Origin of the sequence: Rhizobium sp. P40RR-XXII (assembly GCF_012641405.1) — a bacterium.
Taxonomy (GTDB): domain Bacteria; phylum Pseudomonadota; class Alphaproteobacteria; order Rhizobiales; family Rhizobiaceae; genus Rhizobium.
The window spans coordinates 338,702-354,537 of sequence record NZ_JABAII010000002.1 but is presented as its reverse complement, the minus strand read 5'-3'; the positions used below and the strand labels follow the sequence as shown (position 1 = coordinate 354,537).

The following is a 15,836-nucleotide window of genomic DNA, read 5'->3' as shown; positions in this document are numbered from 1 at the left end:
TTGACGTCAATAAAAATAGGCCCGATCTAATCGGATAGTCAAAGGAGAACGATGATGAAAAGTGGTCTTGAAGACGTCATTGCCGCGGAAACCAAGCTGTCCGACGTCGATGGCGCAGCCGGTCGTCTGATCATCCGCGGCGTGTCGCTGGATGATCTGGTGGCGACCAGCCGCTTCGAAGATGTCGCGGCGCTGTTGCTCGATGGCCTATTCGACGAGCATATCGACGCAGCCTCCATCCGCACACAGCTCGGCGTGGCCCGCCTTGCGCTCTTCGCGCATGTCGAGGCTGCCGATGCGGCTGTGCTCGCACTGCCGCCGGTCGATGCCGTACGCGCCTTGCTGGCGCGCCTCGGCGACGGCGAGGACTTTGCGACGGCGGTCCGCCTGATGGCAGCGCCGGCTGTCTTCCTGCCGGCCGTGTTGCGATTGCAGCGGCGCGAAACGCCGATCAAGCCGGATGCATCGCTTTCCCAATCGGCAGACATCCTGCGCATGTTGACAGGCCGCGTTCCGACGGCGGAGCAGACGGCGGGTCTCGATGCCTATCTGGTGACGATTTCCGATCATGGCCTCAACGCATCGACCTTCGCCGCGCGCGTCATTGCCTCGACCCATGCGGGCCTGACCTCCTCCGTGCTGGCGGCAATAAGCGCCCTCAAGGGTCCCTTGCATGGCGGCGCCCCCGGCCCGGTTCTCGATATGCTTGATGGTGTCGGCAAGCCCGAAAACGCTCGCGCCTGGCTGTCGCAGGCACTCGATCATGGCGAGCGGCTGATGGGTTTCGGTCATCGCATCTATCGCGTCCGCGATCCGCGTGCCGATGCCTTGAAGACGGCGCTGAAGCCGATTTTTGCGGGCGGACAGGCGGATGCCGCACGCATCGCCTTGGCGGAAGCGATCGAGGCGGCGGCTCTGGCCCTGCTGAAGGAGCGCAAGCCGGATCGGCCCTTGGACGTCAATGTCGAATATTATACCGCCCTGTTGCTCGATGCGCTCGGTTTCCCGCGCAACGCCTTTACCGGCGTCTTCGCGATCGGCCGCACGGTCGGCTGGATCGCCCACGCGCGCGAACAGACGCTCGATGGGCGCCTTATCCGGCCGCAGTCGCGCTATGTCGGCCCTCTTCCGAAGGCGGCATAGGCAGGTCTGATATCTGATGGAATTCAGGCGGCCGCGGATTGGCGCGGCCGCATCATGCCCTCGCGGATGTGGCGGGCAAGCTCCAGAGCCTGCGGTGTTGCGCCCCCCTTGGGCAAATGCAGGTTGATCGCAAAGACCGGCAATTCGGGCAGTCCCTGCTCGACGGTGAGGATATCGAGATCGGCCGGAACGGTGGAAGCGAGCCAGGCAGTCACTGCCAGATCCGTGCGCACCGTCGCCGTGGTCGCCTCGATATTGCCGTTCTCGAAAACAGTCCGCCAGCGCAACCCATCCTTGCTGAGTGCGGCAAAGACGGATGACCGAAAGGCACAGGTGTCCGCCACCATCGAGATCGGCAGAGGCACCTTGCGATAGGCATTTCCCGCCTTTGCACCCACCCAGACAAGCCGCTCGGCACCAAGGCATTCGCCTTGTGACGGACCAAAAGGTTCCTCCACCACGCAGAGGTCGACGGTTCCCTTCCCCAATTCCGCCAGCAGCTCCGGCGACGAGGCGCAGACCAGCGAAATCTCCACATGCGGATGACGCTCGGCATAGAACTTCAGTACGGGTGCCAGCGTTGCTCCCACGAGATCGTAGGGAACACCGAGCCGGACGCTGCCGCGAACGCTCCTCTCCGTCATGTCGTCCCAGATTTCGTCGTTCAATGCCAGCAGGCGGCGGGCCTTGCCGAGCAATCGTTCCCCCGCTTCCGTCAGCCGCAATCCGCGCCTATCCCGCTCGAACAGGGCACAATCAAGCATGTCCTCCAATCGCTTGATCTGCTGGCTGACGGCACCCTGGGTCATATGCAGCATATTGGCGGCAACCGTCATGCTGCTTTTGTCGGCGACAGCAGCGAAAGTTCGGATAAGGGCTATATCGAAATTCCGGATCATGGCTCGCATTATAAATGCTAATGCGACGATCCTTCAATATTCGTTTTGCTGATGAAGGCCATATCTCTATCCCTTGTCTCAAAATCGAGAAAGGCTGGAGATGACTGTCGAAACCCTGTTGCCGCTGATCCTCTTCGCATTGGTTTCGACCATAACGCCAGGGGGTGCTACGACGCTCGCGACCGCGTCCGGCGCGCATTTCGGCTTTCGCCGGTCGGTACCGGTCATGGCCGGTTTTGCTGTCGGCCTCGGCTCCATGGCCGGCGCGACGGCCGCGGGGCTTGGCGGCGTATTGCTGGCCCTGCCGGTGCTGCAGATCGGCATGAAGACGCTGGGTTCGCTCTACCTGATCTGGCTTGCCGTCCGCATCGGCGGGAGCGGCCCGCCGAGCGAGGCCGGGCAAATGGCGAGGCCCACCGGCTTCCTCGCCGGTCTCTGGATGCTCTGGCACAATCTCAAGGGCTGGGCGATGACCATGGGTGCTGCCGCTTCTTTCGCCGCGCTGGCGGAAAGTCCCGTCAGACTTGCGATCCTGCTCGGTGTGACCTTCTGTCTCGTCGCGGCTTTCTCGCTCGCCGTGTGGTGCATTCTCGGACAAATGCTCGGGCGCCTATTGAAAACCGCGTGGCAATGGCGCGCGGTCAACGTCTCCCTCGCCTGCCTCCTGGTGATTTCGATCGTTCCGATGTGGCATGAATGAAAGCTGACACGTCGAGGCCGGCGTGATCACGTCCGGCTGCGCCAGAGCCATATGGTCAATGTTCCGGCGCGGCCACGCAAGCCTGTATCGATCGGGCCATGGAGGTTCCCCTCCTTGAAAGGGGTGCTGTCCCGGCCGGCTGAGAGCAACAGCTCGTCACTGAGAGCGACCTCCGCCCGATGGCTGGCGGCGACCTCCATCAGTCGGCTGGCGATGTTGACCGTGTCGCCGGTTGCCGTGATCTGCTGGCGACCCCCACCACCCAGCCTCGAGGCGACGATAGTGCCGAAATGCGCGCCGATCTTGAAGCCGATACGGGATGCGACCGTCTCCGGCATGGCCGAGAGCCAGCCTCTCATACGCGCGGCCAGACGAATGCAACAGCGCGCCGCATCGGCGGAATCGCTCGGTTTCGGTTGCGGCAAGCCGAAAAGGATCATCGCTCCATCGCCCATGAAGCTGGTGATAGCGCCGCCGCATGCAGTCACTTCCTCGTCGACGAGATTGTAAAAGCCGTTCAGCAGTTCCCGCACGGCCGTCGGGCCGATCGTTTCGCTGAGCCCCGTGAAACCGTTGATATCGATGAAGACGACGGCGGCTTGCTGATGCACCGGGCTTGCTAGAAAATCGGGATCACGGGCAAGATGTTCGGCAAGACCGGGCGCCTCGATGCGCTGCAGGAGTTCGCTTTGCTTGGCGAAGCGCGTGGCCCGCCTGCGGTCGAACCAAAGCTGTACAGTGCCAAACAGCAGCGCCGTCGGGACGGTCGCGGCAATCGGCAGGGCGGCACTCAGCCAGATCCCATGCTTGAAAGCGCTGACATTGACTGCGAACCAGAGGAGCACGACGCCGAGAGCTGTTATCAGGCCGAAGGTGCTGCGTTGCCAGGAGAGAAGGCCGACGACGAGCAGCGGCAAACCGACGGCGAAATAGAGATCGATGAAGCGAATGTTGCGGTCGCGCACCAGGCCGTCTCCGGCAATCAGATGCGTGATCGAGGTGGAGATAACCTCGACACCCGGCAGAACGGGATCGAAAGGCGTCGGAAAGACATCGCCGCCACCGGTAACGGTTGCGCCGATGACGACGACATGATCCTTGATCGCAGCTTCCGGCAATTGCCCGTTGAGCGCCGCGCTGGCGCTGATGGTGCGGATCGTGCCGCGCGGACCGTAGAAAGAGAGCGGCAAGAGATAGCCGGTATCGGTCTGGATGGACCGGTCACCGATCTTGATACGATCGGAGATGACGGTTGTCTGCTCATCGGTTGCAGCGGAAACGACGCGCAGCGAAAAGGACGGCTCGATTCGCTCGCCGCTGCGAAACAGCATCGGAACGAAACGCGGCGTTCCCGCCTTGTCCGTCTGCACATTGACGACACCATAGCTTGCGGCATCGGCGAACCGCTGCTGCGGTTGGAGGAATTGCAGTGCGCTTGGCACGCGGGCGAGAGGTTCCCTGCTGTCGTCAACGACACGCTGTCGGCTTTCGGGGAAAATGCCCGCCGCAGCCAGCACGACTTTCGTTCGCTTCAGCGATTGCTCCAACGCGGAATCGCCGGCCTCGTCGCCGGAATCGAGCAGAAGCAGGTCGAGCGCAATGGCTTTCGGCCCCAACGCGCCGATGGCATCGATGATCCTGGCGAGCGTGGTGCGCGACAAGGGATAGTGCCCCGCCACGCGCGACGTATCATCATCTATGGCAACGATCGTGACGAGATCGGGTGGTGGGTGGCTGCCGCCGAGTGTATTGCGGAGGTTCGTCAACGTCGCTTCGGCGTTGTCGACGAAGGGAATGTCACCGCGCAGATGCGCGATGCCGAGGCCCAATCCCCAGACGGCAGTCAAGAGAAGCGCAATCAGCGTCTGCAGCGGTGGTCTGCGCATGGCGTCCGGGTCTCACTGGCCGAGGCGAGCCATCAAAGCGTTTATGCGCGGTTGTCCCCATTGGGTGACACGCAATGGGGAGCGGCTGCGGTCGACGTCGACGCCTTGCCCTCGGCCGAGCGTAACCCCCTGCCCGGTCGATACCTTGTTGACCGCGACACGGCCGCGCAAGACCAGCACGGATGTGTTGGCGCGTTTCACGTCGACTGCCCATCGTGTGCCGCGCACGGCGGCGATTGCTTGTGGCGTTACCACCTCGAATCCGCCCTGAATGCGACCGGCATCCACATCGATCAGCGCTGCCTTGCTGTCGAGCACAAGAGCATCCACCTGGCCATCACGGTTGCGGTCCGCGAGCCGGTAGTGCGCGCCGCGCTCGACGGTGATGCTAAGCCCAGCTTCGCAATTCAACGTCTGGCGCTCGGCGCTGACAGCGGGCCGCAACGGACAATTCGCGACGGGTTGCGAGGAGGCGGTGCCGGCGCTGATGATGCACAAGGCGCCAATTAACAACGCCAGGTTGCGAATATTGCTTGCATGGATCATGATTCTGGCCCCTCATCGCGTATAACTGGAGCGGCGAACGGCGATTTCCAGTCACGGCATGCTCGATCCCTGGGGGCGATGATGCGTCATGAACGATCGATCTGCAAGTTGTCGTATCCCCTGGCTTTGTAGAGGACGGTCGAAATCAGCCAGCTCAGCAGGAAAATGCCGACGACGGCGAAGCCGAAATTGGCAAGATTGTCATTGAGTTCGCCGATGAAGCTCCAGAAGCCGCCTTCGAGGCCGAGCTTGTCGGAGATCAGCCCCAGCGCCTCGATGCCGCCAATGAAGACCGCGACGACGACCGAGGCCGCCGTGATCGTCAGATTGTACCAGAGCTTGCGGATCGGCTTGACGAAGGCCCAGCCATAGGCGCCGGTCATCAGCGTGCTGTCGAGCGTATCCATCAGCGACATGCCGGCGGTGAAGAGCGCCGGGAAGACGAGGATGGTCCAGAAGGACATGCCCTGCGCGGCTTGGGCGGCGGAAATGCCGAGAAGCCCGATTTCCGTCGCGGTGTCGAAGCCGAGGCCGAAGAGAAAACCGATCGGATACATATGCCAGGAGCTGGTGACGACCTTGAACATCGGCCGGAATATGCGCGCCAGAAAACCGCCGCCGGCAAGCAGCGTATCGAGATCCTCGTCCGCGATCCTCTCGCCCCTCTGCGCCCGCCTGAAGGCGGACCATACGCCTCTGAGGACAAAGAGATTGGCAATGCTGATCAGTAGCAGGAACACGGCCGATACGGTGGTGCCGATGACGCCGCCGATATCGTGGAAGGAATCGAGCTGGCTCTGCATGGCGGCCGCGGTCGCGGCAATCAGGATCGAGGCGATCACGACGATCGAGGAATGGCCGAGCGAGAAGAAGAAGCCGACCGCATAGGGCTGCTTCCTTTCCTGGATCAGCTTGCGCACGACGTTGTCGATCGCGGCGATGTGATCGGCATCGAAGGCGTGGCGAAGCCCGAACATATAGGCAAGAAGCGCAATACCCAGCAGCGATGGCCTGTCAGCGAAAGCGAGCCAGGCCCATATCCATGCGGCAATGTTGAACGCGATCAGCAGCGTGAAAGTGATGGCGATCTTGGCCTTCGGCTTTTCCGCTCGATCGTCAAATGGATTGAGGATCATACTTTTGTTCCCGTTATGCTTACTCGCACAGTGCCACGGAACGAGAAGCGGCGCGACAGTCAAATGACGTAGGTGCCGAAGTTTTTCGCAGTGTCATAAAAATGGGCAAACCCGGCAGGCGCCGGGTTGTCCTCTTTGCCTGCTAGCCTCTTTCGAATGGGTGCCCCTCGTCCGCCCAGCCGGTCATGCCGCCGATCATGACCTTCACGCGCTTGCCGAGCGTGCCCAGTCGCCAGGCCGCCTTGTCGGTGCCGTTGCAATGCGGGCCGGCGCAATAAACGACGAACAGCGTATCGTCAGGCCATTCCGCCATCTTCCGCGCGGTCATCTTGCCATGCGGCAGATTGATCGAGCCGGGAATATGCTGCTCCTGGAACATGGCTGGACCGCGAACATCAAGCAGGACGAAATCCGGATTGCCTGAGGTCATGGCCTGACGCACATCGGAGCAATCGGTCTCGAAGGCAAGCCTGCGGGCATAATGTTCCGCAACGAGGTTCGAGGCGGCAGCGGGGATTTCACTGACTAGGGACATGGAACGCTCCTTCTTTGGTTCGGTGCATTCATGCCTGAGCGATCCCGGAGTTGAAATTGGCCGAAATGCCATATAGCATCAACATCATGCCAAACTCCGATAACCCAAATCTTCTCGGCCCGCATGTCGTCACCCTCGTCTATGACGGGCTGTGCACGTTCGAATTCGGCGTTGCCTACGAGATCTTCGGCCTGCCGCGCCCGGAGATGGGCGACGGCTGGTATCGCTTTTCCGCCTGCGCGATCGAGGACGGCCTCCTTCGCGCCGCCGGTGGACTGACGGTGCAGGTCGATCACGGGCTCGATGTCATTGCCGATGCCGATCTGATTATCGTGCCGGGATGGCGCGGCATCGGGACGCCTGTCCCCGCCCCGCTGATCGCCGCGCTGCAGGCAGCCAGCCGCCGCGGCGTCCGTATCATGTCGCTGTGCTCGGGCGTCGCAGTCCTTGCAGCCGCCGGATTGCTTGCGGGCCGAAAGGCGACCACGCATTGGCGCTACGTCGATTCCATCGCTGCGCGTTACCCGGACATATCAGTCGATGCCGATGTTCTTTATGTCGATGAGGATAGCGTGCTGACAGCCGCCGGCAGTGCCGCCGCCATCGATCTCTGCCTGCATGTCGTCCGCCGGGATTTCGGACCTGATATCGCCAATAGCGTCGCGCGCCGCCTTGTGGTGCCGCCGCATCGCGAAGGCGGCCAGGCGCAATATATCGAGACCCCGGTTCTCAGACAGCGCGAGGGAGCACGCTTAGGTCCCTTGCTCGAATGGATGCGCGAGCGCTTGCAGGAAGACCAGCCCGTTGCTGTGCTTGCGGCGCGAGCCGGAATGAGCGTACGGACTTTCCAGCGCCGCTTCGAGGCGACCACCGGCATGTCGCCGGGCGAATGGCTGTTAAGTGAGAGGTTGCGCCGCGCCCGCGATCTGCTCGAAAAGCAGACAGCTATTTCGCTTGATGATGTGGCGGTGGCGAGCGGATTTGGGTCGCTCGCCACCATGCGCCATCATTTTCGGGAGAGGCTTGCGGTGAGCCCGAGCGACTACCGCAAGCGATTTGCTGTTCTTAGAGCAATTCCAGGAAAAGTGCCCAGCGGTTTTCCGTCCGGAATTGCGTAAATCAAAAAGGTAGAGCGATTCAACGTTTCTGTGAAACGCTCTACACCAGCCGGCTCTGTTCCGTTGCCGCTTCGATGAAGCTGGAAAACAGCGGGTGCGGTTCCAGCGGCCGTGACTTCAGCTCCGGATGATACTGGACGCCGATGAACCATGGATGATCCGCATATTCGACCGTTTCCGGCAGGATGCCATCTGGTGACATGCCCGAAAAGGTCAAGCCGCAACCTTCCAGCCGGTCCTTGTAATCGACATTGACCTCGTAGCGGTGGCGATGGCGCTCCGAAATATCGGTGGAACCGTAGATTTCGGAAATCTTCGTACCCTTCTTCAAGGCCGCATTGTAGGCGCCGAGACGCATGGTGCCGCCGAGATCGCCGGATGCCGTGCGCTTCTGCAATTCGTTGCCCTTCAGCCATTCGGTCATCAGGCCGACGACCGGCTCCGGCGTCGGTCCGAATTCGGTCGATGAGGCCTGTTCGACGCCTGCCAGATTGCGGGCCGCTTCGATGACAGCCATCTGCATGCCGAAGCAGATGCCGAAATACGGCACTTTGCGCTCGCGCGCAAAGCGGGCAGCCAGGATCTTGCCTTCAGACCCGCGCTCGCCGAAGCCGCCCGGTACGAGAATGCCATGAACCTTCTCGAGATAAGGCGCTGGATCTTCCTTTTCGAAGACCTCGGACTCGATCCATTCGAGGTTAACCTTGACCCGATTGGCAATGCCGCCGTGATGAAGTGCCTCGATCAGCGACTTATAGGCATCCTTCAGGCCGGTATATTTGCCGACGATGGCAATGGTCACCTCGCCTTCAGGCGTACGGATGCGGTTGCAGACTTCTTCCCACTGATCGAGACGCGGCTTCGGGGCCGGCTCGATGCCGAAAGCGGCCAGCACTTCGTTGTCGAGGCCTTCCTTGTGGTAGGCCATCGGCACGTCGTAGATATTGGCGACGTCGAGCGCCTGGATGACGGCCGAGGGGCGGACGTTGCAAAACAGCGAAAGCTTGCGGCGTTCTGCTTCCGGGATCTCGCGATCCGCACGCACGAGCAGGATATCCGGGTGAATGCCGAGAGCCTGCAGCTCCTTGACGGAATGCTGCGTCGGCTTCGTCTTCAATTCGCCGGCGGCCGGGATGTAGGGCATCAGCGTCAGGTGGACATAGATCGCCGTGCCCCGCGGCAGATCGTTGCCGAGCTGGCGGATCGCTTCCATGAAGGGCATGGCTTCGATATCGCCGACGGTGCCGCCGATCTCGCAGATGACGAAATCATACTCGTCATTGCCCTCGATAACGAAATCCTTGATCTCGTTGGTGACGTGCGGAATGACCTGGACGGTGGCGCCCAGATAGTCGCCACGACGTTCCTTGTCGATGATGTTCTTGTAGATGCGACCGGTGGTGATGTTATCGGTCTTGGTGGCCGAGCGGCCGGTGAAGCGCTCATAGTGGCCAAGATCGAGGTCGGTTTCCGCACCGTCGTCGGTGACGAAGACCTCGCCGTGCTGGGTCGGGCTCATCGTGCCCGGATCCACGTTCAGATAGGGGTCAAGTTTGCGCAGGCGGACTCGATAACCACGAGCCTGCAACAACGCTCCGAGAGCCGCAGCCGCAATTCCTTTTCCGAGGGAAGAAACCACGCCGCCAGTGATGAATACATATCGCGCCATGGGAGTCACCGGATACCTTTTCACAAATGATTCCGCTAGCCCTAAAATTCGTTTCCGGAATTTTGGCTACAGAACGCGGAATATGGACAAAACAAAACCGGCAGATCCAGGGACCTGCCGGGGATGATCTTCGGCGACCGGAATTACTTACCGGTCGGAACGCCGCCGTTGTCGGCTGGCGCGGGAGTCGTTGTCGCCGGCGCGGTCTGCTGACCGGTCGCGGCCGGAGCCTGTTGAGCCGGCGCCGTGGCGGCAGGCTGGTTCGTCGTTGCGGGCGGTGTCGCCTGCGACTGCGGAGCGACGGCGCCACCGTTCGGAACGCCGCTATTGTCGGCCGGCTTCGGCTGGGTGGTCGCCGGCGCCGGGCTCTTCTGGCCGCCGAGCGAATCGAGAATGCCGTTGCCCTGGCCCGCCGTGCTCGGGATACGATTGAGAACGTCGGTCGGGCGGGCTTCGAAACGCGACAGCACATTCATGCCGAGCGCAAGAGCGAAGAACAGCGCTGCCAGAATGGCCGTGGTGCGCGTCAGCGCATTGGCCGTACCGCGTGCAGACATGAAGCCCGATCCGCCGCCGATACCGAGGCCGCCACCTTCAGAGCGCTGAATCAGCACAACGCCGATAAGGGCGACGACGATCATGAGATAGATAACAAGCAGTACGGTTTGCATAGATCCAGTCCCGCCCGCGGGCGGGCATTAAAAAGAAAAGCTCGCGGCTCTTTACATGAGGCTCTCGCCTATTCCAAGCCCCTTTAGGACTGGAATACCGGGCAAGTTGTTGCTTCAGGCGAACTGCCGTTCGAATGCGGCATAAATGGCGAGGAAGTCGGCGGCTTTCAAGCTCTGCCCGCCGACCAGCACGCCGTTGACGTGGGGAACGTCCAGAAGGTCGCGTGCATTGGCGCCGCTGACTGATCCGCCATAGAGGATTCGCATGCTCGCCCCCTCCTTGCCGAAGCGCTCGATGAGCTCGGCGCGGATGAAGGCATGTGCCTCCTCGACATTTTCCTGGGTCGGAACGACACCGGTGCCGATCGCCCAGACGGGCTCATAGGCGATCACGGTCGTCTGTGCCGTAGAGCCATCCGGGATGGAGCCTACGAGCTCTCGCTTCAGTACCTCCAGCGTCTGGCCGCTATTCCGCTCATAGGCGGTCTCGCCGATGCAGATGATGGCGATGAGCCCTGCATCGTGCGCGGCCTGCGCCTTGGCGCGCACCAGCATGTCGCTTTCCGCGTGGTTCCTGCGGCGCTCGGAATGACCGACGATGACATGGGTACCGAAGCAGTCCGCAATCATCTCGGCCGAAATATCGCCGGTATGGGCACCGCTGACCTGCTGATGGCAATCCTGGGCGCCGATTGCGAGCGGGCTGTCGTCGCAAAGTGCGGTCGCGACATAGAGCAATGTGGCCGGGGGGCAGAGCAGCGTATCGATCTTCTCAGACAGAGGCGCCTTGACGCCGTCAGCGATCGCCTTGATCTGATCAAGGCTCGCGCGCGTCCCGTTCATCTTCCAGTTTCCGGCCAGAAGCGGCCGTATGGTCTTCGTCATCCAGGTTGTCTCCCCCTTAACTCCATCAGTCGGACTAACAAAAAGGAGGAGGAAAGGAAAGTTATCGAATGCAGACGAAACGGTTCAAATCGTTTGAAAAAATGCTTACCCGGAAAATAGTTCGAATTGCGGGAGCGCTTTACGATGCCTGCGGATCGACGATCCAGTTGAGCACCTTGCGCCAATCGGTCATGCGCACGGGTGTTCCATGGTTACCGGTTTCGAAAAGCGTGAAGCGCGCCGGATAATGCGCCTTGTAGAGTTTCTCGAACAGTGCCTGCTGGTCCGCCGCGGCGTAGACGGGGTCCTTGCTGCCATGCGTGAACCAGAGCGGCAGCCTTGCCTTGTAGAAGGCGCTCTTGGTGAAATCCGGATCGGTCACCCCGCTCAGGATCGCCATGCCCTTCAGGCGCTTGATGCTATCGGCATCGCGGGTAATGCCCCAGCAGACGAAGCTGCCCATGGAAGCGCAGGTGAGGATCACCGGCTTGCCGCCCGATTGCTCGTATGAGTAGCGGATCAGCGCGGCGATATCGGCAACCCCGTTGCTGTCGAAACCCCTAACGCTCGGCGCGTAATAGGTGCCGCCATTGCGATAGGCGAGGTTTTTCAGCCGGTTGAAATTGCCGCCGAACGTATAGTCGTTGGAGCCGAGCCGGCGGTCACCGCCGCGACCGTGGATGAAGATCACGGTAAAGGACTGCTTCGATGCCGGGCCGATGCGGGTGACGTCGACCTTGCGGTCACCGAGTTGCAAGGTTTCGTCCTCTTGCGCCTTCCAGCGCATGCCGGTGTCGACATAGGCGGGCTTGACCCGCTTTTCCGGAACCTGGTCGCGGCCGTTGATATCCCGCATTTCCTGGTAATCGATCGTCTGGAACGCGCCATTGTCGTGGCTTTCGATGACGGTCTGGTTGGAAAACAGCTCGTCCTTGAAGGGCTTCAACATGTCGGCGGCGGCGCCTTGGGCAGTCGCCAGAAGCAGAATGCCCGCTATTGCGGACAGGATGGGCAAATGAGCTGTGGACATTGGCATGCGGACACTTCCTCCGATCGGACATCGGGCTTGCCATTCGTCACCCGGCAACGCAAATCTCTTTTGAATCTGCCCCGCTTTGGGGCGCCATCGCTCTTGTGCGTCGTTTCTGGCAGAATCACGGTGATTCGCGAATACCGGCCATAAATGCGACAATAAAGGGATCTGGCCCCTCCAGGACAAATCTAGCAGCTTGAAGTTCTATGGATAACAGCAACGATCTCTTCTCCGGACTGCCCCGCTCCCCGAAACCGGAAGCGGTGGAAAAGCCTGTTGCAAAGGCTGAGAAGCCGGCAGCCGCTCCGGCGCCGCGCGCCGCGCCGGCGACATCTTCTGCGGAAGAATACGGCGCAAGCTCGATCCGCGTTCTCGAGGGGCTTGAGCCCGTGCGCATGCGTCCCGGCATGTATATCGGCGGCACGGACGAGAAGGCGCTGCATCACCTCTTCGCCGAAGTCATCGACAACGCCATGGACGAGGCGGTGGCCGGTCATGCTAATTTCATCGAGGTCTATCTCGACCGGCAGGGCTACCTGACCGTCACGGACAATGGTCGCGGCATTCCTGTGGAAAACCATCCGCAGGTGCCCGGCAAGTCGACGCTCGAGGTCATCATGACCAAGCTGCATGCCGGCGGCAAATTCGACGGCAAGGCCTATGAGACATCGGGCGGCCTGCACGGCGTCGGTGTGTCCGTCGTCAACGCGCTGTCGGACGATCTGGAAGTCGAGGTCGCCCGCAACCGCAAGCTCTACCGCCAGCGCTTTTCGCGTGGCCTGCCCGTCGGCGGCCTGGAAGAACTGGGCGATGTGCATAACCGGCGCGGCACCCGCGTCCGTTTTCATCCCGACCCGCAGATTTTCGGCGATCACGCCCGTTTCGATCCGGCCCGCGTCTTCCGCATGGCCCGGTCCAAGGCCTACCTGTTCGGCGGAGTCGAGATCCGCTGGACTTGCGATCCTGAGCTTGCGCCCGAAGGTGCCGACGTTCCGGAAAAGGCGGTCTTCCATTTTCCCGGCGGCTTGAAGGACTACCTCAAGGCGACGATGGGCAACGAGTTCACCGTCACCCGCGAGATATTCGCCGGCAAGACGGAGAAGGAAAGCGGCCACGGCTCGCTCGAATGGGCGATGACCTGGTATGGCGGCGACCCGCAGATCCACTCTTATTGCAACACGATTCCGACCCCGGAAGGTGGTACGCATGAAGCTGGTTTCCGCATCGCACTGACCAAGGGCCTGAAGAACTACGCCGATCTCACCCAGAACAAGCGCGCGGCCAATATCACCACCGACGATGTGATGATCTCGGGCGTCGGCATGCTGTCGATCTTCATCCGCGAGCCTGAATTCGTCGGCCAGACCAAGGACAAGCTTGCAACGGTCGAAGCCCAGCGCATCGTCGAAAATGCACTGCGCGATCCCTTCGATCATTACCTGACCGATAATCCGGCCGAGGCCGAAAAGCTGTTGGAATGGGTGATCGAGCGTTCCGAAGAGCGCATGCGCCGCCGCAAGGAAAAGGAAGTCAACCGCAAGACAGCCGTGCGCAAGCTGCGCCTGCCCGGCAAGCTGGCCGACTGCTCGCAAAATTCCGCGGCAGGCGCCGAACTCTTCCTGGTCGAGGGCGATTCGGCAGGTGGCTCGGCCAAACAGGCACGCAACCGCACGAACCAGGCGATCCTGCCGCTGCGCGGCAAGATCCTCAACGTGGCCAGCGCGGGCCGCGAAAAGCTGTCCGCCAATCAGCAGATTTCCGATCTCGTCCAGGCGCTCGGCTGCGGCACGCGCACGAAATATCGCGAGGAAGACCTTCGCTATCAGCGCATCGTCGTCATGACCGATGCCGACGTCGACGGTGCGCACATCGCCTCGCTGCTCATCACTTTCTTCTATCAGGAGATGCCCGAGCTCATCCGCCAGGGCCATCTCTTCCTGGCCGTCCCGCCGCTCTACAAGATCACGCAGGGTTCGAAATCCATCTACGCCCGCGACGATGCCCATCGTCTTGAGCTGATGGAGACGGAATTCAAGGGCAGAGGCAAAGTCGAGATCAGCCGCTTCAAAGGCCTGGGCGAAATGCTGCCGGCCCAGCTCAAGGAAACGACGATGGATCCGTCCAAGCGCACCCTACTGCGCGTCGAGATCGACGAGGTGGATTTCGAAGGCACGCGCGATGCCGTCGATAATCTGATGGGCACCAAGGCCGAGGCGCGCTTCCGCTTCATTCAGGAGCGGGCCGCTTTTGCCGAGGATCTGGATATCTGACAATCCCAACGGATCGCCGTGGCATATCTCCATCCCCGATATTTTATTGGATTGTCGAATATCCGTTACGAGCGCGTCATCGACGGATGCATAGATGGCGGCATTGCCTTGGATGTCACCATTTAACCGTTCGGATTGACCATACCGCCATGCTGAAATCCTTTTTGACGACCGTTGCCGCCGCTCTCCTTCTTGGCTTTCCCGTTCGTGCCGCCGACATCGGCACCACCATCGACGTGCCCTGCCCTTTTGGCGACTGCAACGCCGGCATCAGCCTTTCCTATCTCGGCAGCTATGACATACCGACCGGCTTTACGGAAAACGGCGTCGAAGTCGGCGGCCTTTCGGGCATCGAATTCGATCCATCCACCGGCCGCTATATTTCCATCAGCGACGATCGCTCCGAAAAGGCGCCTGCCCGTTTTTACCGTCTCGATATCGACGTCGGCGCCAATGGTCTGAACGGAGTGGCGGTTCTCGATCACGTCACGCTGAAGGACAAGGACGGCCAGCCTTTCGCATTCCGCAAGGTGGATGCGGAATCCATCCGCTTCGGCAGGGACGGCATTTACTGGAGCAGCGAAGGCGACGGTAAGGCACTGTTGCCACCCTTCGTGCGCATAGCTGATCGCGACGGCAATTTCATGCGCGAGTTCTCGCTTCCGGCGGGATTTGCCCCCACCGCCGACAAGGGCACCGGCATCCGCGACAATCTCGCATTCGAGGGCCTGGCGTTCCTCCCTGGCGGCGATCTGATCGTCGGCACCGAATCCGCGCTCTACCAGGATGGACCGATTACGACGCTGACCGGCGGCGCGCTTGCCCGCCTGATCCGCTATGATGTGGCGACCGGCGAGCAGAAGGCGCAATATGCTTATCCGATCTCGCCCATTCCCCAGGCGCCGTCAACGGCAAGTGGCTGGAACGACTTCGGCCTGTCCGAGATCCTGGCGCTTGATGACCGCCATCTGCTGTCGATCGAGCGCGGCTATGCGCAGGGGGTCGGCAATTCGGTCGTCATCAACATGTTCGATCTCGACGGCGCCACCGATGTCTCGAACATCCCGTCCCTGGCGAAAACCGATCAGCGAATCGTTCCCGTGCGCAAGACGCAGATCATGGATCTGAGAGCGCTCGGCCTTGCGCCCGATAACATCGAAGGCATCACCTTCGGCAAGGCGAAGGACGGCACTGACGTCTTGATCCTCGTCGCCGACAACAATTTCAATCCGACGCAAAAGACCCAGTTTTTTGCATTCAAGGTGATCCGTCGCCCCTCGTGACAGCTCATTCTTATTTGCACCGCAGTCGTGTTATTGTCACGGCAGCGGAATAAAGAGGCTTT

The 15,836-nt window shown here is 61.2% G+C and carries 14 protein-coding genes; 5 read left to right on the top strand and 9 right to left on the bottom strand.

Annotated elements, in window-relative coordinates:
* Nucleotides 1–54 precede the first annotated feature (54 nt).
* Nucleotides 55–1,143 (top strand): citrate synthase/methylcitrate synthase, encoded by a 1,089-nt coding sequence (locus tag HGP16_RS05010; RefSeq protein WP_168838908.1) that lies wholly within the window; start codon nucleotides 55–57, stop codon nucleotides 1,141–1,143.
* A gap of 23 nt (nucleotides 1,144–1,166) precedes the next feature.
* Here HGP16_RS05010 and HGP16_RS05005 read toward each other — a convergent pair whose 3' ends face one another.
* Nucleotides 1,167–2,042: a LysR family transcriptional regulator gene (locus tag HGP16_RS05005; protein WP_168838907.1), complete on the bottom strand. Its 876-nt coding sequence runs from the start codon at nucleotides 2,040–2,042 to the stop codon at nucleotides 1,167–1,169.
* 100 nt (nucleotides 2,043–2,142) lie between these two features.
* On the opposite strand from HGP16_RS05005, the gene HGP16_RS05000 reads away from it, so the two are divergent.
* On the top strand, nucleotides 2,143–2,742 hold the full coding sequence (locus HGP16_RS05000) for a LysE family translocator (protein WP_168838906.1): 600 nt from the start codon (nucleotides 2,143–2,145) through the stop codon (nucleotides 2,740–2,742).
* 26 nt (nucleotides 2,743–2,768) lie between these two features.
* Here HGP16_RS05000 and HGP16_RS04995 read toward each other — a convergent pair whose 3' ends face one another.
* The 4 genes from HGP16_RS04995 to HGP16_RS04980 form a co-directional block, all read right to left on the bottom strand.
* The gene (locus HGP16_RS04995) at nucleotides 2,769–4,628 is read right to left on the bottom strand and encodes a CHASE2 domain-containing protein (RefSeq protein WP_168838905.1); all 1,860 of its coding nucleotides are present in this window, start codon (nucleotides 4,626–4,628) and stop codon (nucleotides 2,769–2,771) included.
* Between the two features lie 12 nt (nucleotides 4,629–4,640).
* Nucleotides 4,641–5,174 carry a FecR domain-containing protein gene (locus HGP16_RS04990; protein WP_168838904.1) on the bottom strand — a complete coding sequence of 178 codons (534 nt, stop codon included), beginning with the start codon at nucleotides 5,172–5,174 and terminating at the stop codon, nucleotides 4,641–4,643.
* 86 nt (nucleotides 5,175–5,260) lie between these two features.
* Nucleotides 5,261–6,310 carry a HoxN/HupN/NixA family nickel/cobalt transporter gene (locus tag HGP16_RS04985; RefSeq protein ID WP_168838903.1) on the bottom strand — a complete coding sequence of 350 codons (1,050 nt, stop codon included), beginning with the start codon at nucleotides 6,308–6,310 and terminating at the stop codon, nucleotides 5,261–5,263.
* Between the two features lie 142 nt (nucleotides 6,311–6,452).
* Complete coding sequence (locus tag HGP16_RS04980) at nucleotides 6,453–6,845, bottom strand: rhodanese-like domain-containing protein (RefSeq protein WP_168838902.1); 393 nt, start codon at nucleotides 6,843–6,845, stop codon at nucleotides 6,453–6,455.
* Between the two features lie 65 nt (nucleotides 6,846–6,910).
* Between HGP16_RS04980 and ftrA the strand changes: the two genes are divergently transcribed.
* The gene (gene ftrA, locus HGP16_RS04975; protein ID WP_168839173.1) at nucleotides 6,911–7,963 is read left to right on the top strand and encodes a transcriptional regulator FtrA; all 1,053 of its coding nucleotides are present in this window, start codon (nucleotides 6,911–6,913) and stop codon (nucleotides 7,961–7,963) included.
* Between the two features lie 40 nt (nucleotides 7,964–8,003).
* Here the strand turns inward: ftrA and HGP16_RS04970 are convergent, their stop codons facing one another.
* The 4 genes from HGP16_RS04970 to HGP16_RS04955 all read right to left on the bottom strand — a co-directional run bounded on the left by HGP16_RS04970 (nucleotide 8,004) and on the right by HGP16_RS04955 (nucleotide 12,224).
* Entirely contained in the window at nucleotides 8,004–9,632 is a 1,629-nt protein-coding gene (locus HGP16_RS04970; protein WP_168838901.1) for a CTP synthase, read from the bottom strand.
* Between the two features lie 143 nt (nucleotides 9,633–9,775).
* Nucleotides 9,776–10,303, bottom strand: coding sequence for a preprotein translocase subunit SecG (gene secG, locus HGP16_RS04965; protein ID WP_168838900.1), 528 nt, complete (start codon nucleotides 10,301–10,303; stop codon nucleotides 9,776–9,778).
* Nucleotides 10,304–10,417: 114 nt separating this feature from the next.
* Nucleotides 10,418–11,188 (bottom strand): triose-phosphate isomerase, encoded by a 771-nt coding sequence (tpiA, locus tag HGP16_RS04960; RefSeq protein WP_168838899.1) that lies wholly within the window; start codon nucleotides 11,186–11,188, stop codon nucleotides 10,418–10,420.
* Nucleotides 11,189–11,327: 139 nt separating this feature from the next.
* Complete coding sequence (locus HGP16_RS04955; protein ID WP_168838898.1) at nucleotides 11,328–12,224, bottom strand: alpha/beta fold hydrolase; 897 nt, start codon at nucleotides 12,222–12,224, stop codon at nucleotides 11,328–11,330.
* Nucleotides 12,225–12,427: 203 nt separating this feature from the next.
* Here HGP16_RS04955 and parE point away from each other — a divergent pair, with 203 nt between their 5' ends.
* Together parE and HGP16_RS04945 are read left to right on the top strand one after the other, a co-directional pair.
* Nucleotides 12,428–14,491: a DNA topoisomerase IV subunit B gene (parE, locus tag HGP16_RS04950; RefSeq protein WP_168838897.1), complete on the top strand. Its 2,064-nt coding sequence runs from the start codon at nucleotides 12,428–12,430 to the stop codon at nucleotides 14,489–14,491.
* Between the two features lie 149 nt (nucleotides 14,492–14,640).
* Nucleotides 14,641–15,774 (top strand): esterase-like activity of phytase family protein, encoded by a 1,134-nt coding sequence (locus HGP16_RS04945; RefSeq protein ID WP_168838896.1) that lies wholly within the window; start codon nucleotides 14,641–14,643, stop codon nucleotides 15,772–15,774.
* The last annotated feature ends 62 nt before the right edge of the window (nucleotides 15,775–15,836 follow it).